Origin of the sequence: Lactobacillus sp. UMNPBX17 (assembly GCF_002553735.1) — a bacterium.
Classification (GTDB): Bacteria; Bacillota; Bacilli; order Lactobacillales; family Lactobacillaceae; genus Lactobacillus; species Lactobacillus gallinarum.
The window spans coordinates 1-21321 of the sequence record NZ_PCYT01000018.1; the positions used below are offsets into that span (position 1 = coordinate 1).

19 protein-coding genes, 1 pseudogene and 1 CRISPR repeat array are annotated in these 21321 nt (G+C 35.4%); of the genes and pseudogenes, 17 read left to right on the forward strand and 3 right to left on the reverse strand.

What is annotated here, in order from left to right:
• Positions 1 to 295 (reverse strand): helix-turn-helix domain-containing protein (locus tag CP368_RS04345; protein WP_143468304.1); only part of this gene is annotated, 295 nt, incomplete at its 3' end.
• A gap of 173 nt (positions 296 to 468) precedes the next feature.
• Here CP368_RS04345 and msrA point away from each other — a divergent pair.
• Positions 469 to 1035 carry a peptide-methionine (S)-S-oxide reductase MsrA gene (gene msrA / locus CP368_RS04350; protein ID WP_089148065.1) on the forward strand — a complete coding sequence of 189 codons (567 nt, stop codon included), beginning with the start codon at positions 469 to 471 and terminating at the stop codon, positions 1033 to 1035.
• Between the two features lie 70 nt (positions 1036 to 1105).
• Here msrA and CP368_RS04355 read toward each other — a convergent pair whose 3' ends face one another.
• Complete coding sequence (locus tag CP368_RS04355) at positions 1106 to 1729, reverse strand: M23 family metallopeptidase (RefSeq protein ID WP_005719132.1); 624 nt, start codon at positions 1727 to 1729, stop codon at positions 1106 to 1108.
• A gap of 432 nt (positions 1730 to 2161) precedes the next feature.
• Positions 2162 to 4080: direct repeats of the CRISPR family, unit length 28 nt; unit sequence GTATTCTCCACGTATGTGGAGGTGATCC.
• A gap of 350 nt (positions 4081 to 4430) precedes the next feature.
• Between CP368_RS04355 and CP368_RS04360 the strand changes: the two genes are divergently transcribed.
• From CP368_RS04360 to cas2e, 14 genes and pseudogenes are all read left to right on the forward strand, one after another.
• Positions 4431 to 4988, forward strand: coding sequence for a hypothetical protein (locus tag CP368_RS04360; RefSeq protein WP_089148066.1), 558 nt, complete (start codon positions 4431 to 4433; stop codon positions 4986 to 4988).
• 649 nt (positions 4989 to 5637) lie between these two features.
• A complete protein-coding gene (locus CP368_RS04365; RefSeq protein ID WP_089148067.1) occupies positions 5638 to 7539 on the forward strand; it encodes a heavy metal translocating P-type ATPase in 1902 nt (633 codons plus the stop codon).
• Between the two features lie 26 nt (positions 7540 to 7565).
• Entirely contained in the window at positions 7566 to 7796 is a 231-nt protein-coding gene (locus tag CP368_RS04370; RefSeq protein WP_013086444.1) for a heavy-metal-associated domain-containing protein, read from the forward strand.
• Positions 7796 to 8341, forward strand: coding sequence for a DNA-binding protein (locus CP368_RS04375; protein WP_010580181.1), 546 nt, complete (start codon positions 7796 to 7798; stop codon positions 8339 to 8341). The genes CP368_RS04370 and CP368_RS04375 overlap by 1 nt, the downstream gene beginning before the upstream one ends.
• A gap of 19 nt (positions 8342 to 8360) precedes the next feature.
• Positions 8361 to 8986, forward strand: a pseudogene (locus CP368_RS04380) (Crp/Fnr family transcriptional regulator).
• A gap of 508 nt (positions 8987 to 9494) precedes the next feature.
• Positions 9495 to 9767, forward strand: a complete 273-nt coding sequence (locus tag CP368_RS04385; protein ID WP_199161207.1) for a hypothetical protein — start codon at positions 9495 to 9497, stop codon at positions 9765 to 9767.
• A gap of 55 nt (positions 9768 to 9822) precedes the next feature.
• Positions 9823 to 12573: a CRISPR-associated helicase/endonuclease Cas3 gene (locus CP368_RS04390; protein WP_098045785.1), complete on the forward strand. Its 2751-nt coding sequence runs from the start codon at positions 9823 to 9825 to the stop codon at positions 12571 to 12573.
• Between the two features lie 195 nt (positions 12574 to 12768).
• Positions 12769 to 14478, forward strand: a complete 1710-nt coding sequence (locus tag CP368_RS04395; RefSeq protein WP_098044001.1) for a type I-E CRISPR-associated protein Cse1/CasA — start codon at positions 12769 to 12771, stop codon at positions 14476 to 14478.
• A gap of 10 nt (positions 14479 to 14488) precedes the next feature.
• A complete protein-coding gene (casB, locus tag CP368_RS04400) occupies positions 14489 to 15094 on the forward strand; it encodes a type I-E CRISPR-associated protein Cse2/CasB (RefSeq protein ID WP_065990606.1) in 606 nt (201 codons plus the stop codon).
• A 27-nt stretch (positions 15095 to 15121) separates the two neighbouring features.
• Positions 15122 to 16231, forward strand: a complete 1110-nt coding sequence (gene cas7e / locus CP368_RS04405) for a type I-E CRISPR-associated protein Cas7/Cse4/CasC (RefSeq protein WP_013086436.1) — start codon at positions 15122 to 15124, stop codon at positions 16229 to 16231.
• Positions 16212 to 16937, forward strand: coding sequence for a type I-E CRISPR-associated protein Cas5/CasD (gene cas5e, locus CP368_RS04410; protein ID WP_098036101.1), 726 nt, complete (start codon positions 16212 to 16214; stop codon positions 16935 to 16937). Before cas7e ends, cas5e begins: the two co-directional genes overlap by 20 nt.
• Before the next feature lie 9 nt (positions 16938 to 16946).
• Positions 16947 to 17603, forward strand: a complete 657-nt coding sequence (cas6e, locus tag CP368_RS04415) for a type I-E CRISPR-associated protein Cas6/Cse3/CasE (protein ID WP_013086434.1) — start codon at positions 16947 to 16949, stop codon at positions 17601 to 17603.
• 4 nt (positions 17604 to 17607) lie between these two features.
• On the forward strand, positions 17608 to 18555 hold the full coding sequence (cas1e, locus tag CP368_RS04420; protein ID WP_089143286.1) for a type I-E CRISPR-associated endonuclease Cas1e: 948 nt from the start codon (positions 17608 to 17610) through the stop codon (positions 18553 to 18555).
• Positions 18552 to 19448, forward strand: coding sequence for a type I-E CRISPR-associated endoribonuclease Cas2e (cas2e, locus tag CP368_RS04425; protein ID WP_089143287.1), 897 nt, complete (start codon positions 18552 to 18554; stop codon positions 19446 to 19448). Before cas1e ends, cas2e begins: the two co-directional genes overlap by 4 nt.
• 77 nt (positions 19449 to 19525) lie before the next feature.
• Here the strand turns inward: cas2e and CP368_RS04430 are convergent, their stop codons facing one another.
• A complete protein-coding gene (locus CP368_RS04430) occupies positions 19526 to 20362 on the reverse strand; it encodes a pyruvate, water dikinase regulatory protein (protein ID WP_005719759.1) in 837 nt (278 codons plus the stop codon).
• Between the two features lie 227 nt (positions 20363 to 20589).
• Here CP368_RS04430 and rpsU point away from each other — a divergent pair, with 227 nt between their 5' ends.
• Together rpsU and CP368_RS04440 are read left to right on the forward strand one after the other, a co-directional pair.
• Complete coding sequence (gene rpsU, locus CP368_RS04435; RefSeq protein ID WP_002880182.1) at positions 20590 to 20766, forward strand: 30S ribosomal protein S21; 177 nt, start codon at positions 20590 to 20592, stop codon at positions 20764 to 20766.
• A 110-nt stretch (positions 20767 to 20876) separates the two neighbouring features.
• Positions 20877 to 21320 (forward strand): GatB/YqeY domain-containing protein, encoded by a 444-nt coding sequence (locus CP368_RS04440; protein ID WP_087235510.1) that lies wholly within the window; start codon positions 20877 to 20879, stop codon positions 21318 to 21320.
• Position 21321: the final 1 nt, after the last annotated feature.

The following is a 21321-nucleotide window of genomic DNA, read 5'->3' on the forward strand; positions in this document are numbered from 1 at the left end:
ACTTGATAAAGTCAGATTTCTTCAAGAAGTCTGATTTGCGACCACAGTGGCGTCGATTAGTCTGATAAACACTTTGACCATGATCAGCCTTGTAACGCTTCTGTTTGCCACGATAAAGAGTAACAGTGCCTCGTCTAACTTCGTAACTGATTGTAGAAGGCGAACAGCACAATTCACGAGCGATAGCTCTGATAGAGCAGCCATCCTTCAAGCGAGTTTGAATAATAACCCGTTGTTCAAATGATAAATGCTTTCCCTTTTGATGCTCAGGCATGATAGAATGTAAAGAGTCCATTTGTGACCTCGTTTCTAAATGTTTTGTGGTAATTACATTTTATCAAACAGGTCCAAATGGACTTTTTATTTTTCTAAAGTGTTCAATTTGATTTTACAATCGGCGATTTGTATATAATACTAGTTAACTTAAAAAAACAATAAAATTCAAATAAAATGGAGGTATTTCAAAGAATGACAGAGAATAATAAACAAGCCGAAGGCACTGATACCAAGACAAACCCCAACTACGACACAGCAATTTTCGCTGGCGGTTGTTTTTGGTGTATGGTCAAACCTTTCGATACAGTTGACGGAGTAGAAAAAGTAGTTTCTGGTTATACTGGTGGTCATGTTGCTAATCCAACATATGAGCAAGTCTGTTCAGGTACGACTGGCCATACTGAAGCTGTTGAGATTACCTTTGATCCAGCAAAAATATCGTATGATCAATTGCTAAACTATTATTGGCAAGTAACTGATCCAACAGATGCGATGGGGCAATTCCAAGACCGTGGTGATAATTATCGACCAGTAATTTTTTATAATTCACCTGCTCAAAAAGAAGCAGCTGAAAAATCTAAGCAAAGATTACAAGCTAGTGGTAAATTTGATAAACCAATCGTAACTAAAATTGAACCAGCTAAGCCATTTTATCCAGCTGAGGAATATCACCAAGATTTTTATAAAAAAGATCCACTTAGATATGCAATGGAAGAAGCTGGTGGAAGAGCTAAGTTTATCAAGGAACATTGGGATTAATAAAAAGCAGATCATAACTGTTATAAGCTGTGACCTGCTTTTTTACTTTCAATATTTTAGGTTATGTTAACTATTTCTTTAAGTTGCTTTTGATAACCTCGATTGGATTGAGCCAAGTTCCGTTGTTAACGTTCCAATTCTTACATGGAAAACCATATTTGTTTATGTAATCTTTATTTGTTTGAGTAACGCCAAGGTGTAAGTGTGAGCCAGTTAGCTTACCGATCTTTTGACCTAATTTAATCTTTTGACCAGTCTTAACATAAATGTCTTTTTTCTTATTAAAGCCTTCTTGGTAAACTTCAACGTAATTATCAGGACTAATAACCCAGATGAACCAGCCAAGGCCGTTGCCATAAGCAACCTTTTTAACAGTCCCTTGATGAATTGCATATACGTTAGAATGCCCAACTTCTGAAAAACCAAAATCCCAACCATCATGAAAGTAGGAAGGTGGTGTAGTAGAACGCATATAGTTAGTTATGCCAAAAGTTTGTGCATTATACATTGGACGAACACCATTTTTCTTGTTGGCTTTAAACGGATAAGCCCACTTGAGGTTCTTGGGTTGAACTTCAGTTGTATTTTGTGAGTCGTCAAGCGTATCAGCAGAAGCAGTGGTAGTTGATAAACCAACGCTTGAAGTTAATAATGCAGTACCTAACAAAGAAATTATTAATTTACGAAATTTCATTATAAAAACAAACCAGATAAGATCTGATTTTTGTCTCCTCTCTTAATTCACGTACACTATTGTAGCTCAGCAGTTTTACGATAAAGTTACAATTAAATTTCGATTAATAACAAAAAGTTAGTATGAGTATATGTGAATATGCTTTTGGTTAGGCTAGTTAAAAGCGGATGATAAAGCAGTGTCATGGCTAAAGTGTTTGGGTGAAATTCTTAATTGTGAGCAAGAAAGATTGGCAGACAAATAATATTTTTGTTTATTTGTTTAGGAGGAATCATAGCAGAATGATATTATGATTCCTCTTTTTATTTGAATATTATGTCCAGCAGATGTTGTCTATTTAATAAAAATCGATATACTTGGTAGTAGGATCAAAGTGATGAAAAAATGGTGTTTGCGTATTTTCATTTGGCGCTATAAAGGGATTTGTTTACTGTATTCTCCACGTATGTGGAGGTGATCCTCAGTTTTGCTTGGTGAACAGGCTGGTACGTTAGTATTCTCCACGTATGTGGAGGTGATCCCCATCATTGGCGGTTAATGTAATTGTTTTGTCAGTATTCTCCACGTATGTGGAGGTGATCCTGTTGCACACTTATTTTACTGGTACGCATTGCAGTATTCTCCACGTATGTGGAGGTGATCCCATCGGTGACGATGACACGCAATTACCATTATTGTATTCTCCACGTATGTGGAGGTGATCCTAATCTAAATCCTTAGACGGGGTTAGTGTAATTGTATTCTCCACGTATGTGGAGGTGATCCCAATTCAATCACTAATGGACTATTGACACCATAGTATTCTCCACGTATGTGGAGGTGATCCTTCATCAGCTAATTCATTAGGATTCATCTACTAGTATTCTCCACGTATGTGGAGGTGATCCTTTCAATTAATTACCAGATTAACTTGTTGACTGGTATTCTCCACGTATGTGGAGGTGATCCTAGGAACATCTAACACAAATTTGAGTAGATATGGTATTCTCCACGTATGTGGAGGTGATCCTACATTCTTAATTTGTTGCTCAATATTACTAGTGTATTCTCCACGTATGTGGAGGTGATCCTGAGCGTACTTGACCATGTGATTCAACTCTTTGGTATTCTCCACGTATGTGGAGGTGATCCTATCGCTGTCATCCTCTTTATTCACCGCAATAAGTATTCTCCACGTATGTGGAGGTGATCCCAAACCTGATTTTCATTTTCACAGTTTAAGGCAGTATTCTCCACGTATGTGGAGGTGATCCTGTTTTGATCCCAAAATTGCGTAAATATTTGATGTATTCTCCACGTATGTGGAGGTGATCCTAAGAGGGCAGAGTCCAAGTGGCTTTGTTCATAGTATTCTCCACGTATGTGGAGGTGATCCCATATGTTCATTGCCTTTGATGTCCTTAGGACGGTATTCTCCACGTATGTGGAGGTGATCCTAATTGATGGATCTGGTGCATCTGCAATATATGGTATTCTCCACGTATGTGGAGGTGATCCCTACCCAGCTCACGTTTTGCTAATGTTATGAGGGTATTCTCCACGTATGTGGAGGTGATCCTAGTTGTGGACATGTCAGCAGATGCTAATTTTTCTATTCTCCACGTATGTGGAGGTGATCCTAACAACGGTAACTCCTATAGCTGGAGTGAGTGGTATTCTCCACGTATGTGGAGGTGATCCTAAAATTTGGTTTAAGAATCTTAAGACTAGTGAGTATTCTCCACGTATGTGGAGGTGATCCTAGATTCGAGTGGCTGGTTAAACGCATCCATTAGTATTCTCCACGTATGTGGAGGTGATCCCAAGCTTCATTAGTTCAGCAAGGTGACAAGGCAGTATTCTCCACGTATGTGGAGGTGATCCTAAGAGTAGCGGTCTTTTTATCTGCATTAATTGGTATTCTCCACGTATGTGGAGGTGATCCTTAAATCTGCTTTGATGAATCTATCAGGCGTTAGTATTCTCCACGTATGTGGAGGTGATCCTACAACTAAATGCTGATTAGCAAGAGGAGTAAAGTATTCTCCACGTATGTGGAGGTGATCCTCACTTGCTCTTAATGCCAGACAGATTCTCTAAGTATTCTCCACGTATGTGGAGGTGATCCCACCAATATTAGCTGTTTTACCGTTTAAACCAGGTATTCTCCACGTATGTGGAGGTGATCCCTAGCAGCCGCAATCAACCAGCACTGTAGTAAAGTATTCTCCACGTATGTGGAGGTGATCCTAGCTTGCTTTGTAGCTTGTAACGTTTTTTCGCGTATTCTCCACGTATGTGGAGGTGATCCTTTGGTGCAGTGAATGAGAAATATGGGAATGCTGTATTCTCCACACATGTTGAGAGTGTTACTGTCCTTGAGCGCACAGATAAATAGCCTATAAACGCTGGTATGCCAGCATTTTTGATAGATGAAAAGTGTACTAATTCCTCTTTTGGTGATTGGAATTAGTACACTTTTTGCTTGTTGAGCTAGAGGGTCGAGTGGATAACGTGCTGGATTTTTAGGTTGTATAGATAAGTGTCCGTTTTGGGGAGTTGAGTTGGTTAAATTGATGAGAGAAGCAGTAATGGTTGATATGACGATAAGATAATGGATGTTAATTATTAAAGATATTTATAATCAAAGATTTAATCAATTTTTGTAAAATGCTTTTATGCTAGATTTATATCGCAATAATCAAATGGAAGGATGAGAAATATGGTTGACTATATTGCAAAAATTAAACCAATAAATGCGGATAAAATTGAAACACAGGCGCATGGAATAGCAACATTCAGTGAAAATGGTAATAGCCTTCATATTCATGTGGAAATGTTTGATACGCCTGCCAATATTGAACATTGGGAACATTTCCATGGATTTCCAGATGGGAAACAAGCTCATGTTCCGACGCTAATGCAGGACGTGAATCATGATGGCTTTATTGATTTACCTGAAACAGAGGCAGTATCTGGGACAACGATGGTTCCTTTTGATGATGCACCACAAGAAATGAACATTCCCCATGATGGCTACCCAGTTGCAGATAAATACGGTCATTATGAATATGATAAGGATGTCCCATTAAAAGATTTACAAGCAAAATTTAAGCAAGCATTTGGTAGTGACGATCTTCAATTGGATAAACTAGTAGTTTATGTTCACGGCGTATCAGCGGATCTTAAATTACCATCTAGCGTTGCCGGTAATGTTATGAGTTATGATGCACATACAACTTTGCCAATTGCTGCTGGAGAGATTAAATTGGCACATTAATTTTTATAGAATTGAAATTTGAAAGCTAGAGTCTATGCTTTTTGCATGGTTTCTAGTCTTTTTTTTGTATATTCTCTCTTTTATTAAACGAAATTTACACGATAAAACTGTGATTTTTTGCTTAAAAGATAAATATAAAAAGACACTAGTATCTTGATAACAGTCAAGTCACCTAAATTGTTTTTTACCTATGATATGTAGTGTCAAGAAAGGGAGAGGTGAAGTTTGAAAAAAAACAGTGAGTTGAAAAGTATTTTAAATAAAAAAGGACACACCAAATAAAGGTTAACATTAATTCAAAAAATTAAATATTAACCATAAAACCTTGACTTTGAGCAAATCTAATAGCCTGCTTAAAAAATTGAGAAAGCAAGTTAAACATTGACTGCGAAAACCTACACAAACGAGTCGTTTATACAAAAATAAGTTTACGTGCTCAAAGTCACATTCAGTTGTGCTTGAAAGGTTAAGCTACATATATAAAAATTCGAGGTAATAGAGGAACTATTCACTCATTTCCCCATGATTTGTAGTGTGTAAAACCGCTTCCTCACAACTAATATATTAAAAAGTAAGAGTAAGGGACAACGGATTTGTTTTTCATGGCTCTGTTGTCCTTGAGTCAAAGACGAAAGGAATGTTTATAAAAATGATTAAGTTACAACAATTTTTTATGAGGTACAAAAAGCAGCTTTTGCTTGTTAATACTATTCTGCTGTTGCTTGCTGAAGGAACTAAATGGCTATTGCACATGAATTTACCATACCAGGCTTTAATGCTTATCGTGGGGATTGTCGGAGTGCTTCCAATTGCTTTGACGGCTATTTCATCTTTAAGGGTTAAATTAATTCCTATTGATGTTTTAGTATCGCTGGCGGTAATCGGTGCCTTCATTATTGGTGAATTTAATGAAGCAGCCATTGTTACTTGGCTATTCATGTTAGGAGATGTACTGGAAGAATTAACCCTAAAGAAAACGCGGTCAGCCGTTGCTGATTTAACCAAAATGGCACCACAGACTGCGTTAGTTGTTCAAGATGATGGCTCAACTGAGAAAGAAGACGTCGATTTCATTGATCCTGGTGAGAAGATTTTAGTTAAAACTGGTGATCAGGTTCCAGTCGATGGCAAGGTTATTTCAGGTTCTGGTTATCTTAATGAAGCCAGTGTTAACGGTGAATCTAAATTAGTTAATAAAAAAGCCGGTAATGAAGTATATGCAGGAACTATCCTTGAAAACGGTACATTGACTGTCGAAACTACCGCAGTCGGTGAAGATACGACTTTCGGTAAAATTATTGAAATGGTTGAAGAAGCACAAGATACAAAGTCACATACAGAAAAGTTAATTAACCGGTTTTCCAAATATTACACTCCTGCCGTACTTGTAATTGCGATTGCTGTGGGCCTAATTACTAAAGATCTTAAGTTAGCTATTACGGTCATGGTGCTAGGCTGCCCAGGTGCTTTAGTTATTGGTGTGCCAGTATCTACAGTTGCTGGTATCGGTAATGGTGCTAAAAATGGCATTATGTTTAAAGGGTCGCAAGTAATGGATCAAACTCACCGGATTGATGAAATTGCTTTTGATAAAACCGGCACTTTGACTGTTGGACATCCAGAAGTTAGTGCAATTGAGGTATTAAATGGGCCCAAAGATGAAATTATTAAATTAGCTGCTCAAATTGAGCGTCAAAGTAACCACCCCTTAGCTCAGGCAATTGCCAAATTAAATAAACAAAAGCCAGCTTCAATTAAAGTGGAAACTGTTAAGGGTAAGGGAATCATCGCCACTTTAAATAATCAAAAATATTATTTAGGTAACCAAGACTTAATCGTTGAAAATACCCGTACCAATGCAAAATTAGATAAGACAATTGATCATTTGAGTCAATTAGGTAATTCAATTGTCACTTTTGCCAATGAGGACCAAAGTCAATTAGCTGTTTTTGGCATTAAAGATCAATTGCGTCCAGAAGCTAATGATGCTTTAACCCGCTTAAAAGAATTAGGGGTTAAAAAGTTAGTTATGCTTTCTGGAGACAATCAAGAAACTGCTGAACGAATTGCGGCGAAGTTGTCAATCGATGAAGTTCATGGTCAAATGTTGCCACAAGACAAGGCTGCTTTTGTTAAAAAAGAAAGAGCCAAGGGACACCATATTGCTTTTATTGGTGATGGGATCAATGATAGTCCGGCCTTAGCTAATGCTAATGTTGCAATTGCCGTTGGTAGTGGGACGGATGTTGCCATTGAAGTTTCAGACATAGTTTTAGTTAAAAATGACTTGCGGAAGATAGCTTATGCCATTGGCTTATCCAAAAAGACAATTTTGAACATGAATGAAAATATCGTGATGGCTTTACTGACAGTCTTATTGTTGTTCATCGGTTTGTTTGCGGGTTATGTTGAAATGGCAAGTGGGATGTTTATTCATGAATTTAGTATCTTAATTGTTATCTTGAACGGGATGAGATTAATCAAATTTCAGCAAAAAATTGACGATCATCAAGTTTATAATCAACAAAACAAAGTAGCATTAGATATGTAAATTAATAAGGAAGGGTGAATCTAATCATGAAAAAAGTAATTATGAAATTATCTGGCATGACCTGTCCTTCATGCTTAAGCAAAATTGAAAGGGCGGTTGGTAGTTTGGATGGAACCGACCAAATCAAAGTTTTATTCAATGCAGGAAAGCTAAAATTTACACTGGATCCTGATAAGACTAAAACTGTTGATGTCAAGACAGCTATTGAAAAAATGGGTTATGAAGTACAAGGAATTAAGGAAAAGGAGCTTAACTGATGAATGCAGAAGAAAAATACCAGGCGGAATTGAAGCAAAGCGACCTTGATCACCATCAGCCAACTGCAGCTGCCATGACTGGTCACATTATTTCTAACTTGTTAATCCATTCTTTAAAGATTAACCAAGCTAACTTATTTGCTAAAGGATCTGCTAGTCTTTTTTTAGCCGAAAAAGCTGCTGGTTGGATTGCTTATGAACGTCAGGAATTTGACCAATTGAATCACTTATTGGTTAATAATGGTGAAAGTATTCCAACAATTACAGCTCAATTTAAGGAATATACTATGCTAGAAGAAGATGGCAGTAGTAAATATTTAGCAGATGATAAGCAATTATTTGCCTTGGTAAAAGATTTTGATACGCAAACGCTCTTCATTACTAAGGCAATTGCTTTAGCTAATAATGAAAGTTGGCCAGAATTATCTGCTAATTTAACTAATTTAATGGCTTGGATTAAGGAGCAAATTCGGGTAACTCAAGACTTCTTAGGTCATGAACTAAAAGAAGGATTGTATGTCGAAGACGACGATGATGACTTTTAATTAAAGGACGATGAATTTAATGGCTGATTTATGTGTTAACTTAGTACCACTATTTAATGCTTTACCTCAGGATGAGAAGATGCAAATCGAAAAATTAGTTCAGCATAAAAACTATCAAAAGGGTGAAGTAATAATTGATCCAACGATAAATGATAATTTAGTAATTATCGCTGATGGTAACGCTAAGCAGTACACCTTAGATGAAAACGGCTATGAGAATGTTTTGCAAATCTTGCATACGGGTGATTATATTGGTGAGGATTGGCTTTTGGGTCAAGAAAATATCAATAATTACCTCGAGGCTATGAAATTTGTTTATTAAAACGGCAGGATCTACTGAAGCTGATGCATAAACAGCCAGAATTAAGTATTCGATTATTGGAACTAAATATTGTTAAAGTTTCGGAAATGCAAAAACAAATTCACTTGTTGGCTTTGCCGAAGGTTGAAGACCGGTTATTAAAGTATTTACAAACATATGCAGATGAAATTGGTAAAAATAATTTTAACTTACCCTTAAAAATGAAGGACTTAGCCTTATACCTTGGAACAACACCTGAGACCCTGTCTCGTAAATTTGCTTTATTAGAAAAGCAAGGTCAACTGAAGCGTCAATTACGTCGAATTGAATTATTCGAAAATTAGTTTAATTAGGCAATTATTGCTTAGTTGATAATATACACGTTATATCATTATGTTAATTTGGGGATGCATGTTTCCACTAATTCAAGGTAGTGATATTTGGTCATCGATAGTGGGGATGTTATGGATTGGCGCTTGGATACTAATGGGACCGTTGAAAAAGGGATTAACTATTAAATTTGTTACTCCTAAACTCGATAAGAAATACCCATTAACAATCAACCCCATTGATAAGAATCAAGAATAACGGAATTTTTCAGGAAGTTTAAATACCAGCAATTAATTGTGATTAAGGGCGACGGCTCTTTGTCAAATTAATCCTTAGAAAGCAGCAACAAACAGCACTGTCTCAGTGTTTGAGGCAATATGTGATTGGGATGAGTCGGACAACACATGTGGAGGTGATTAAAAAAGTGATAACTGTGTTCTGATATTCATTGGTATGAAGTAAACAAGTATACGAATTCCAATATGTATGAATTAAAGATTGTAAATTATACGAGAGAAAAGAATGATGAAATTAAAATATATAGGTGAAACTTTAGGGGTAACTGGCTTAACAAATGGCAAAATCTATGAATGTATAGCTGAAGAAGGACCTTTTTATAGAGTCATTGATGACAGTGATGAAGATTATTTATATTCCCAAAACAATCCAGCATCACTTGATGGTTCATCTAAGGGCGGAAAATGGGAAGATTTTAGCATTTGGTATTATGACAAATATGATCAAGTAATAAAAGACATCGATTATTCTATGTATATAAATGGAAATAGGCTGTAAAATAAAAAGTAATTATAAATATTAAATTAAGCAGATAATATAAATTGAGGAAAACATGACAAATTTATCAAATACGACCTTGTCTTTATGGGGTAAAAAGAATATTAGTGAAGATAGCGAAGAAGTATGGTTACCCTTAATTGCTCACTTAATTGACACAAAAAATGTTATTGGATGGTTATATAATCATTGGCTTAATGACGGCCAAAGACGCATTTTGAGTCAGGGATTTGAAAACTCAAATGAAGTTCAGAATCTTGTTGAATTTATTGGATACATTCATGATATTGGTAAGGCTACGCCTGCTTTTCAAATTAAGCAATCGTTTATCCATAATGAAGATTTAGACCAGGATCTGTTAGAGAGATTATTACAAAATGGATTTGATAATTTAGAAGAATTAAAGGCAAATATGGATACTAGACACTGGCTCCACGCTCTGGCTGGTGAAGTGATCTTAGAAAATAGTGGGCTAAATGAAAGTATTGGCGCTATAGTTGGCGGGCACCATGGTAAACCACAAAATAAGTATTTTGACTATGAAGATCAACTGATGGATGATACTTCTAAATATTATCAATCAGATTCTTGGGCCGAAAATCCAACTAGAGAAAAATGGGAAAATGTACAAAAAGAGATCATCAATTATGGTTTAGATTTGTGTAATTTTAAAAATTTAGAAGATATACCTACAGTTACTGACTCACAAGCAGTAATTTTAGAAGGCCTAGTCATTATGGCCGACTGGTTGGCATCTAGTGAATATACAATTAAAGATGGTAAGCGTGTTAGCATGTTTCCATTAATCTCGATGGATCAAGGTTTTAGCGATATTGATATGACATCAAGATATCAGCAAGGAATTTTAAATTGGCTTAAAACAGATTCCTGGACGCCTCAATTGATAGTCGATACTAAAGAGCAATATCAAAAACGCTGGAATTTTGATCCAAGACAAGTTCAGGAACAAATGTCTCAAGCAATCGGAGATAGTGTGGATCCTAGCATGATTATCGTTGAAGCCCCGATGGGTATTGGTAAAACTGAAATAGCTCTAACCGCTGTTGAGCAATTAGCTGCTAAGACCGGTATCAATGGCCTGTTTTTTGGCTTGCCAACTCAGGCTACTGCAAATGCAATGTTTGATAGAGTAGATAACTGGCTGGGGAATATTGCCAAAGAACAGAGCGAAAATCTTTCTATTAAATTGATGCATGGAAAGGCACAGTTTAATCAAAAATATCACAATATTCCTGATGCTGATGATATTGAAACCGATGAAGGTGCAGTTGTTGTTAATCAGTGGTTTAATGGTAAAAAGTCAATATTAACTGACTTTGTAATTGGAACTATTGATCAATTGCTTTTGATGGGCTTGAAGCAAAAGCATCTGGCCTTAAGACATTTAGGGCTAAGCGGAAAAATAGTTGTAATTGACGAGGTTCATGCTTATGACGTATATATGAGTTCCTATCTTGAAAAGGCAATAGAGTGGTTGGGGGCATATCATGTACCAGTTGTTGCTTTGTCGGCTACGCTTCCAGTTGATAAAAGAAATGAACTTCTTACAGCATATTGTAGAGGAAAATATGGCAGTGAAAAATTTAAAGCTCAAAATACTAATTGGCAAACTTGTCAAGCATATCCCTTGTTAAGTATTTTGGATGGCAAAATTTTAAAACAAAAGTCAGATTTTTCTACTCAAGCTGATGATACTACAGTTAAAGTTACTCGCTTAAACATTGAAAATTACGATTTAATTGAAAAGATTAATGATCAAATTGAAGATGGCGGTGTCGCAGGTGTCATAGTTAATACGGTAAAGCGAGCACAAGAACTGGCAAAAATTGCTGAAAAAGAGTGCTCTGAAGATACGCAAATTTTGGTGCTTCATTCCGCATTTTTGGCTAATGATCGTAGTAATTTAGAGTCCAAATTGGAAAAGTCAATTGGAAATCACCAAAAACGTCCAAAGAAAATGATAGTAATTGGTACACAAGTACTAGAGCAATCTTTGGATATCGATTTTGATGTTATGTATACGGATATTGCACCAATAGACTTGATTTTACAAAGAGCGGGGCGTTTGCATCGTCATCAAATTAAGCGTCCAGACAAATTAATTGAGCCTCAACTATTCATTATGGGTATTAATTCTAATGGGGACTATGGGGATGCAAATCAAGCAATATATGAGAAATATCTTTTAATTAAGACGGATCATTTCTTAAAAGACAAGATCAAATTACCTAGTGATATTTCTAATTTGGTTCAAAAGGTATATTCAGCGGATACTGATAATGAAGTACAAGATCTTCAGGAAGCGGAAGTTAAGAAATTCAACATTGATCAAGAAAAGGCAGAACAAAAATCGAAAGGGTATCAAATTAGAGCCCCAAGAGTTGAAAAAACTTTACACGGTTGGCTTGATAATGATAGTGACACTGATCTAAATGATGTTAAAGCAGAGACTGCGGTCAGAGATACGAATGAAACAATTGAAGTTCTTGTGCTAAAAAAAGATGCCGATGGATTTTATTTAATGGATGGGCGAAAAGTGGATGAAGAAGTTCTTGATAGCGTTGTTGCTCAGCAGTTGATTAGGCTGCCCCATGCATTAACGATGGACATAAACCAATCTATACGAAATTTGGAACGAGATACTATTAGTAATTTTCCTGAATGGCAGAACAGTTCCTGGTTAAAGGGCTCGGTAGCTTTAATTCTTGATGCCAATAATGAGACAGAATTTAATGGATATAAAATTAAGTATTCATCTGATTTGGGGTTATCGTACGAAAAATAGTAAACTGTATTAAGTGTATTCCTCACTTAGGTGAGGGTGATCCCATTAATTAATCATTTATTAAAGTAATCCCCATGAAAATGGGCTTGGCGGTTTCATAAACTGAAATCGCTTTTTATTTTATTGTAAATTAAAAGGAAAAGTTTTATTATAAATATTAATTAATCATTTATAAATTGGAAGAGATGGTGATATATGAGTAATGATTTAAGTTTCAATCTGGTTACTGATCCTTGGATTAAAGTCCTGAAAAAGGATTATACCGAAAGTGAAGTCTCTTTAAATGAACTTTTTAGTAATTCTGAAGATTATCTTCAGCTTGCCGGTGATATGAAATCGCAGGACTTAGCGATTCTCAGATTATTGTTGGCTATCTTACTGTCAGTTTATACTAGATTCGATGCAGATGATACGCCATACTCATGGCTGGATTTAGATGACAAATGGCGAGTGACTCGGACAGATAATGATGGCTTCAACTCTCAAAAACTAAAACTGGGAGACACTTGGAGAAGTCTATATGATCAAAAAACTTTTTCAAAAAAAGTATTTGATTATCTAAATCTTTATCAGGCTAAGTTTAATTTATTTGGTGAAGATCCTTTTTATCAAGTTAATCGTCAAGTCTATGACCAAAATGTGCCGGAAAATAAAAAGGTAGCTAAAGGTGCGGGTACAGTATCAGTTAAACAAATTAATCGACTTATTTCTGAAAGCAATAACAGCCCGGCACTGTTTTCACCTAAATCAGGTATTGAAAAAGATAGTGTTAATAATGCGGAATTAGTTCGCTGGTTAATTACTTACCAAAACTTCACAGGTGTTACTGATAAGACCAAAGTTAAGTCAAAGGATAAGTTCTCTGTTTCTCCTGGTTGGTTGTATTCAATTAATCCTGTTTATATTAAAGGTAAAACTTTATTTGACACTTTGATGTTAAATCTAAGCTTAGTTACCAATGATTCTGCAGATGGAACAAACTGGCTAAACTCACAAAGACCAGTGTGGGAATACGATGATATTAATGATTATCTTCAACAAAGATTGAATGGAGTATATCCTGACAATTTATCTGAATTATACACTGTCTGGTCTAGAATGATTCATATTGATTGGCAAAATGGTCAGCCAGTTATATTTAGCGCAGGGCTGCCTAAGTTAGATAGTGAAAAACAATTCCTAGAGCCAATGACGACTTGGCGTAAAAATAAAGATGGTGTTGTATATCCAGCCGCCAAGAATAAAAATAATATAAATGTCGCTATGTGGCGTAATTTTGGTCAGTATATAAGAACTAAAGCTAACGAAGATGAAAAAAGAATTCCAGGAATTGTTAGTTGGATTCAGGAATTGAAAAAAGAAAAATACATTTCTAAGCATACTAACATCAATATAGCTACAGTAGCTATGATAAGTGATGGAAATGCTACATCTCAATCACCTTATGCGGAAATCACTGATAATATGCAAGCTAAGGCAGGAGTTCTTTTTGATGATGAGCCTATGCTTGAAAATCGGTGGCAAGATAGAATTGAAAAAGAAGTATTATTAACACAACAAGTTGCAAATTATTTCTATTGGTTTGCAAAAGACATATCGAACATTCAAACCCATAGTGAGAAGAAAAAAAGTAATGATGATTGGGCAAGTCGAAAGGTAGCACAATTTTATGATGAATTGAATCAGCCATTTTATACTTGGCTTTCTGGGCTAGATTTAAGTCAAGACCGTGATGCTAAAACCAAAGAATGGCGTGAAACTTTAAATCGTTTTGTTGCGACGCAAGCTAAAAATATTTTTATCAATGCAACTGCTGATGAAATCATTGGCGGGAAGGAAGACAATATTTTTACAATTTATAATAAACTACGCAGAAACGTCTATGTTTGTCTCGGATTAAAGTAAGGAGAAAAAGATGAGTGATGCTTATACTGCTACGGCACGAATAATTAATCAGCTGTATGGTGATGGAACTCCTGATAAAGGTGCTTTGGCTGAACTTAGAAGGACAACAGCTATCGCCGATAAAGGCGCTGAAAAAATCTGGCCTTTAATTTTTTCAGCCGTGCCTAAATTAAGTACAAATGGAAAACCTACAAAGCTTGAAACAGCAGTTTATACTGCTCTTCACTGTTATGCTGCATTTCAACAAGGGAATGATTCATTTGTCTTTGGTCAAATTCCTAGATCAAAAGATAAGGAAGAATCTGGAGAAAATGGTGTATCTCTTTTTACTGCACTGAGGAAAATGAAAATAAACGACTCTAACGAAAAGAAGGCTTTAGATAGGCGAGTAACAGCTTTATTAGCAACTACAAATATCAGCAGTGCCACCAATTCAATTAATCATCTAGTAAGTATTCTTAAAGGAAAGAAAATGGGTGAAAAGATTGACTTTGCTCAATTGGCGGAAGACTTGTATAACTTTCAGTGGAGTACGAAAAATGCAAGATTCGTTGCCTTGAAGTGGGGAAAAGATTACTACTGGAACGTTTATAAGCTGGCATCAGACAACGATTAGTGAACAAAAAGCAAGGAGAAAATCAAAATGAATAAGAATCTTTATATGGACATTAATGTATTGCAAACTGTACCATCATCAAATATCAATAGAGATGACACTGGTTCACCTAAAACAGCTATTTATGGTGGCGTGACTCGGTCAAGAGTTTCTTCACAAAGCTGGAAGAGAGCAATGCGTTTAGCCTTTAAACAAGACTCAGAAAATGAAGAATGGCTTAAGAGCTATAGAACTTTGAAAACAGCTAGTCTTTTGGCGAATAAGTTACAAGAACTAGATTCAAATTTAAGTGAAGAAGATGCTTTAAAGAAAGTTGAAGAAGTCTTTAAAGTAGCTGGAATCAAATTAAAAAAGGACAAGAAAACGGGCGAAATGTTAACTGGAGCACTACTACTAGTAAGTGAAGGGCAACTCGAAAAGATCGCTAAACTTGCTTTGTCTGTTGATCAAATAGATAAAGATACAGCTAAAGAAATTAAGAAAAATTTGATGGAAGATCAATCTCTAGATTTAGCTTTATTTGGAAGAATGGTGGCAGATAATCCAGAATTGAATGTGGATGCTTCTAGTCAAGTGGCTCATGCAATTTCCACTCATGAAGTTACTCCAGAATTTGATTATTACACTGCAGTTGATGATGCAAATGCGAAAAGCCAAACAGGTTCTGCAATGCTTGGTACGATTGAATATAATTCATCTACTTTATACAGATATGCCAATGTTAACATTCTTGATTTATTGCACAATCTTGGTAATAAAGCTTTGACTATTGAAGGAATTAAGCTCTTTATCAAAGAATTTGTTTTGACAATGCCGACTGGTAAGGAAAATACTTTTGCTAATAAAACACTCCCTCAATACGTTATGATTAATGTTCGTACTGATACACCCGTTAACCTAGTATCTGCATTTGAAACACCAGTTAGATCTGAAGGTGGCTACGTTGATAAATCTATCGATCGATTAGAGGATGAATATAAAAATTCCTTAAAATTTGTAGATAAGCCTGTGTTTAATGTCGAATTGACGAATAGTGAGAATATAGTCGACAATCAGGCTGAAAATATTGATGATTTAATTAATCAAACTGCTGAATTCGTAAAACAGGAGTTAGAAAATGAAGACAGCAACGATTAGATTGACTGCGCCACTTCAGTCTTATGGTAATTCTGCATCTTTTAATCAAAGAACTAGTGATAGTTATCCAACCAAAAGCGCTATTGTAGGTATGATTGCAGCTGCATTGGGCTACTCAAGAGAAGATAATGAAAAAATTTTGGAGCTAAATAATTTATTATTTGCTGTTCGAATTGAGCAATCAGGCAAAATGTTGACAGAGTTTCAAACAGTGGAATACAGAAAGAGTGCAAGCAAGACTGCTCGAAAGTTAACGTATCGTGATTTTATTCAAGATGGAGTTTTCATGGTAGCAATTGGCAGCGATGATGATCAATTGATCGAAAACATCAAAGAAGCACTTGAACATCCAAAATTTCAGCTTTATTTAGGAAGACGGTCTAATCCGCCAGCTGGTCCACTTAAAATTGATATTTTTAATGGAAGAAATCCCTTACAAGTACTAGAAGATTTGCCTTGGCAAGCTTCAGATTGGTATAAGAGGAGCTTTAAGACGTCACAATTTCTAACTAGAATAATTGCTGATGCTAGTTTAGATTCTGAAAGTACCCCCTTAATGAAAAAAGATAAAGTGGGCTCTTTTGATCAAAAAGATAGATATTATCAATATCGTCCTATCGTAATCAAAAAAGCAGTTAAACTTAAAAATTCAGAAAATAATCAGACAGCAGATAATACTAATTGGGATTTTTGGTCATTTGTGTAGGAGGGTAGAATGTATATTTCGAGAGTTGAAATTGATACTAACAACCGACAAAAAATTAGGGATTTGTATCATTTAGGTGCATATCATAATTGGGTTGAGAATTGCTTTCCGAATGAATTAAAGAAAAAAGTAAGATTACGCCATTTATGGAGAATTGATGAATTAAATGGTAAAAAGTATTTACTTGTTTTAAGTGAAGAAAAGCCAAAATTAGATAAGCTTGAAAGATATGGTGTTGCCAATACGGCAGAGACGAAAGACTATGATCATTTTTTAAGTAGTTTAAATCAAGGAAAAAAATATCGCTTTAAACTAACGGCTAATCCTTCATATAGAATTACAGATGCAAAAACCGGTAAATCAAAAGTAGTACCGCATATTACTGTTTTGCAGCAAACTAAGTGGTTATTAGATCGATCAGAAAAATATGGTTTTGATTTAGTTAAATCAGAAGATGACGAAGAAACATATGAAATGAATATTACGTCAAGAGATTGGCCACGATTACGCCGCAAGGGCAATAAAATAGTAAAATTAAGTCGTGTTACTTTTGAAGGCTTATTAGAGATTAAGGATTTGCAACAATTTAAGCAGGCAATGGTAACTGGTATAGGGCGTGAAAAAGCTTTTGGGATGGGACTACTCACTGTAATTCCAATGGAATAATATAATGAAAAATAATTATGGTGCTAAGAAACCAGAACGTCAGGAATTAGGACGAGTTTCGGATAGAATAAGTTTTATATATGTAGAACATGCCAGAATAAATAGACAAGATAGTGCAATTCAAGTAGTTGATTACCGTGGAATTATTAATATTCCGGTTGCTTTAGTAAGTGTGCTTTTACTGGGACCAGGAGTTGATGTTACACATCGTGCGATGGAACTAATGGGAGATTCCAGTTTAGCTGTTGTTTGGGTTGGAGAATGTGGTGTACGTCAATATGCACATGGTAGATCGCTGAATCATTCTTCCAGATTATTAGAAGCACAAGCTAAGTTAGTATCTAATCGAAGAAGTAGATTGGCTACAGCTCGACAGATGTATGAGATGCGCTTCCCAAATGAAGATTTTTCTAATTTAACGATGGAAGAATTGCGTGGTAAAGAAGGTTCTCGAGTTAGGCGGATATATCGTGAACAATCTAAATTAACTGGTGTTAGCTGGAATAAGAGAGAATATAAAGTTGATAATTTTGAGGATGGAACTCCTATCAATAAGGCATTGACAGCAGCACACCAGGCTTTGTATGGCTTAAGTTATAGTGTTATCGTAGCTTTAGGTGCTTCACCAGGTTTAGGATTCATTCATACAGGTCATGACTTAGCCTTTGTTTATGATTTTGCAGATCTATACAAGGCTAAGTATTCAATTCCAATTGCTTTTAAAATGACTGCTAAATATGGAAATCAAGATATTGCCACACATACTCGGATTGCAATGAGAGATGAGTTTAAGAAAGGTAAACTATTGGCTAAAATGGTAAAAGATTTGAAAAGTCTTTTATTAAAAGATAGTACTGCCGATATTGAATCTCCTCAAGTAATAATGAGTTTGTGGGATAATCGTGAAGGCCTACAGAAATTTGGCGTTCAGTATCATGAGGCACAGTCATGATTGTGATTACTTTAAGCAAAACTCCACAATCTTTACGTGGAGACCTAACTAAATGGTGTCAAGAAGTTCAAACGGGCGTTTATGTTGGAAACTTTAGTGCACGTATTCGTGATCTTATATGGCAAAGAATCATATCTAATATTGGACAGGGTGAAGCAACGCTAATATATAGTACTAATAATGAATTAGGCTTCGACTTTAAAACTACGCGTCAAGATAAAATGGTGGCTGATTTTGATGGCATACCGCTGATGGTGCATTTAAATAGTCAAAATAAGTTATCTAGCAAAAAGAAATTAGGGTTTAGTAAAGCAGCACAGCATCATAAAGTAAATACTTTTCGATCCCAAGTCCAGGATAAAGCAGATAGTTTAACTTCACTAGCGGTTCTTGATATAGAAACAACAGGACTTAATCTTGAAAAAGATAAGATTATATCAATTGGTGCTATAAAATATCTTGAAAATAATGATTGTGAGAAATTTTATCGATTAATCAAAGTTGATACTGAAGTGCCTGTTAATATAGAAAAAATAACCCAGTTAAATAAGGGAGTATTAGCTAATAAAGGAATCGATATCAAAACTGCTTTGCTAGATTTGAGAAAGTTCTTAGCCGATAGGATTGTTGTTGGTTATAACTTACCATTCGATATTAATTTCTTGAATAGAGATTTCAAAAAGTATTGTCATTATTCGTTATTGAATGAATGTGTTGATTTGCTTTCTGCAGTTAAAAAGAAAAATGTCTTTTTAGATAATTATCATTTGAGTACTGTGCTAGAAAATTACAATATTAAAAATTCAAATCCACATAATTCGTTAGATGATGCTGTGGCCACAATGGAATTATTGAAAAAGCTAATTAAAAATGATAATTATAAGATAAAATAATCATTACAAAGTGAAAAAACGGTGCTAACCTTAATGGCTAGTACCGTTTTAATTATGCCTATTGAAAGTATCTATTATTACTTAGCGTAATCATCAATGCCCAAGTGCTCCAAAATAAGTGCGGCAGTTTCTTCAATGGAGCGGTGAGCAACATTAATTACATAGCAACCTAATTTTTTATAAAGTGCTTGTGCTGATTCAAGCTCCTTGTTGATTGAATCCATATTAGAATAAGTAGTATCAGGATTCAAACCATAAGCGATCATTCTTTGACGTCTGATTTCGTTCAATACAGATGGATCGTTAGTCAAGCCAATAATTTTCTTAGGATCAATTTCATAGATTTCTTTTGGAATGTGAGTTTCAGGAACAAGTGGTAAATTAGCTACCTTTAAGTTCTTATTGGCCAAGAACAAAGATAGTGGAGTCTTAGAAGTTCTTGATACCCCAAGTAAAACAACGTCAGCTTCCAAGAAACCTTTCGGATCTTTACCATCATCATACATTACAGCGAATTCCATTGCAGAAATTCTATCAAAGTACTTTTGATTTAAGCTATGCTGTGCACCAATTTTTTGATCTGGTGTCATATGAGTAGTTTGTTGAATTGCTTCAACTACAGGTGAAAAGATGTCAACACATTCAACATTATGCTCACGGGCAAATTTGATAACTGGCATTTGCATTTCATCTTTAACCAAACTATAGATAATTACCAAGTTTGGATATTTTTCAATTTCTGTTAAAACTTCGTCCAACTTCTTTTGGTTAGTGATAAAGGGGTAACGACGATAGTTGATATTGCAGTTAGGAAATTCTGCAGCTGCAGCTGTGGCGTTACTAAAAGCAGTGTCACCAGCCGCATCAGAAATAATAATAATGTTTAATTCATTTTGGTCTTTTGTTTCTACCATATTAAGCTCCTCGTGTATTATTAAATATCTTTCTGAAAATAATTATACTATTAATGAAAGCGGATTAACAATAAAAACTCAGCTCTTTTATTAAGGTAAAGTAGTCGGTTTATTTAACTTAAAAATTTATCAAAAAGTTTTTGAATTGTATTGACCCTAAAGATTAGTTTGGTATAATTTAAGTAAATGTATGGCGTAACGCCAAGAAATGGAAGGAGGGATCACACATGGCTAAGACAATCGTTCACGAAAACGAGTCTATTGATGATGCTCTTCGTCGTTTCAAGCGTTCCGTTTCAAGAAGTGGTACCTTACAAGAATACCGCAAACGCGAATTCTACGAAAAACCAAGTGTTCGTAGAAAGTTAAAGTCTGAAGCTGCACGCAAGCGTAGACATTATTAATATACTGAAAGCTCACCCGGGAATGGGTGAGTTTTTTTATACTTTCATTTTAGTTATGCGTATAGTTTGTTATAATACTATTGGGTTTTTAATAGAAAGAAGGATGCATATTGAGTTTGTCAGATAAGATCATGACTGATATGAAAACAGCCATGAAAAATCATGATAAGACTACGCTTAATACTGTCCGGATGATTAAATCTGCTTTGATGAATGAAAAAATCAAGTTGGGACATGATTTAACTCCAGATGAAGAATTAACGGTTCTTAATCGTGAGAAAAAGCAAAGAGAAGAATCAATCGAGGAATTTACTAAAGCTAAACGTACTGAATTAGTTGAAGAAACTAAGAAGGAATTAGCTGTAGTGGAAAAGTATATGCCTAAACAAATGAGCAAGGAAGAACTTGAATCTGCTGTTAAGGAAACGATTGATGAAGTTGGTGCCAAAGGTAAGTCTGATTTTGGTAAAGTAATGAAAGCATTGATGCCAAAAATTAAAGGACGTGCCGATGGCAAGGCTGCTTCACAAACAGTTCGTGATCAGCTGAATTAGT

Bases quoted from the DNA above. Each gene is read 5' to 3' on its own strand.
- msrA (WP_089148065.1), top strand. From the start codon at position 469: ATGACAGAGAATAATAAACAAGCCGAAGGCACTGATACCAAGACAAAC.
- CP368_RS04355 (WP_005719132.1), bottom strand. From the start codon at position 1,729: ATGAAATTTCGTAAATTAATAATTTCTTTGTTAGGTACTGCATTATTA.
- CP368_RS04360 (WP_089148066.1), top strand. From the start codon at position 4,431: ATGGTTGACTATATTGCAAAAATTAAACCAATAAATGCGGATAAAATT.
- CP368_RS04365 (WP_089148067.1), top strand. From the start codon at position 5,638: ATGATTAAGTTACAACAATTTTTTATGAGGTACAAAAAGCAGCTTTTG.
- CP368_RS04370 (WP_013086444.1), top strand. From the start codon at position 7,566: ATGAAAAAAGTAATTATGAAATTATCTGGCATGACCTGTCCTTCATGC.
- CP368_RS04375 (WP_010580181.1), top strand. From the start codon at position 7,796: ATGAATGCAGAAGAAAAATACCAGGCGGAATTGAAGCAAAGCGACCTT.
- CP368_RS04385 (WP_199161207.1), top strand. From the start codon at position 9,495: ATGATGAAATTAAAATATATAGGTGAAACTTTAGGGGTAACTGGCTTA.
- CP368_RS04390 (WP_098045785.1), top strand. From the start codon at position 9,823: ATGACAAATTTATCAAATACGACCTTGTCTTTATGGGGTAAAAAGAAT.
- CP368_RS04395 (WP_098044001.1), top strand. From the start codon at position 12,769: ATGAGTAATGATTTAAGTTTCAATCTGGTTACTGATCCTTGGATTAAA.
- casB (WP_065990606.1), top strand. From the start codon at position 14,489: ATGAGTGATGCTTATACTGCTACGGCACGAATAATTAATCAGCTGTAT.
- cas7e (WP_013086436.1), top strand. From the start codon at position 15,122: ATGAATAAGAATCTTTATATGGACATTAATGTATTGCAAACTGTACCA.
- cas5e (WP_098036101.1), top strand. From the start codon at position 16,212: ATGAAGACAGCAACGATTAGATTGACTGCGCCACTTCAGTCTTATGGT.
- cas6e (WP_013086434.1), top strand. From the start codon at position 16,947: ATGTATATTTCGAGAGTTGAAATTGATACTAACAACCGACAAAAAATT.
- cas1e (WP_089143286.1), top strand. From the start codon at position 17,608: ATGAAAAATAATTATGGTGCTAAGAAACCAGAACGTCAGGAATTAGGA.
- cas2e (WP_089143287.1), top strand. From the start codon at position 18,552: ATGATTGTGATTACTTTAAGCAAAACTCCACAATCTTTACGTGGAGAC.
- CP368_RS04430 (WP_005719759.1), bottom strand. From the start codon at position 20,362: ATGGTAGAAACAAAAGACCAAAATGAATTAAACATTATTATTATTTCT.
- rpsU (WP_002880182.1), top strand. From the start codon at position 20,590: ATGGCTAAGACAATCGTTCACGAAAACGAGTCTATTGATGATGCTCTT.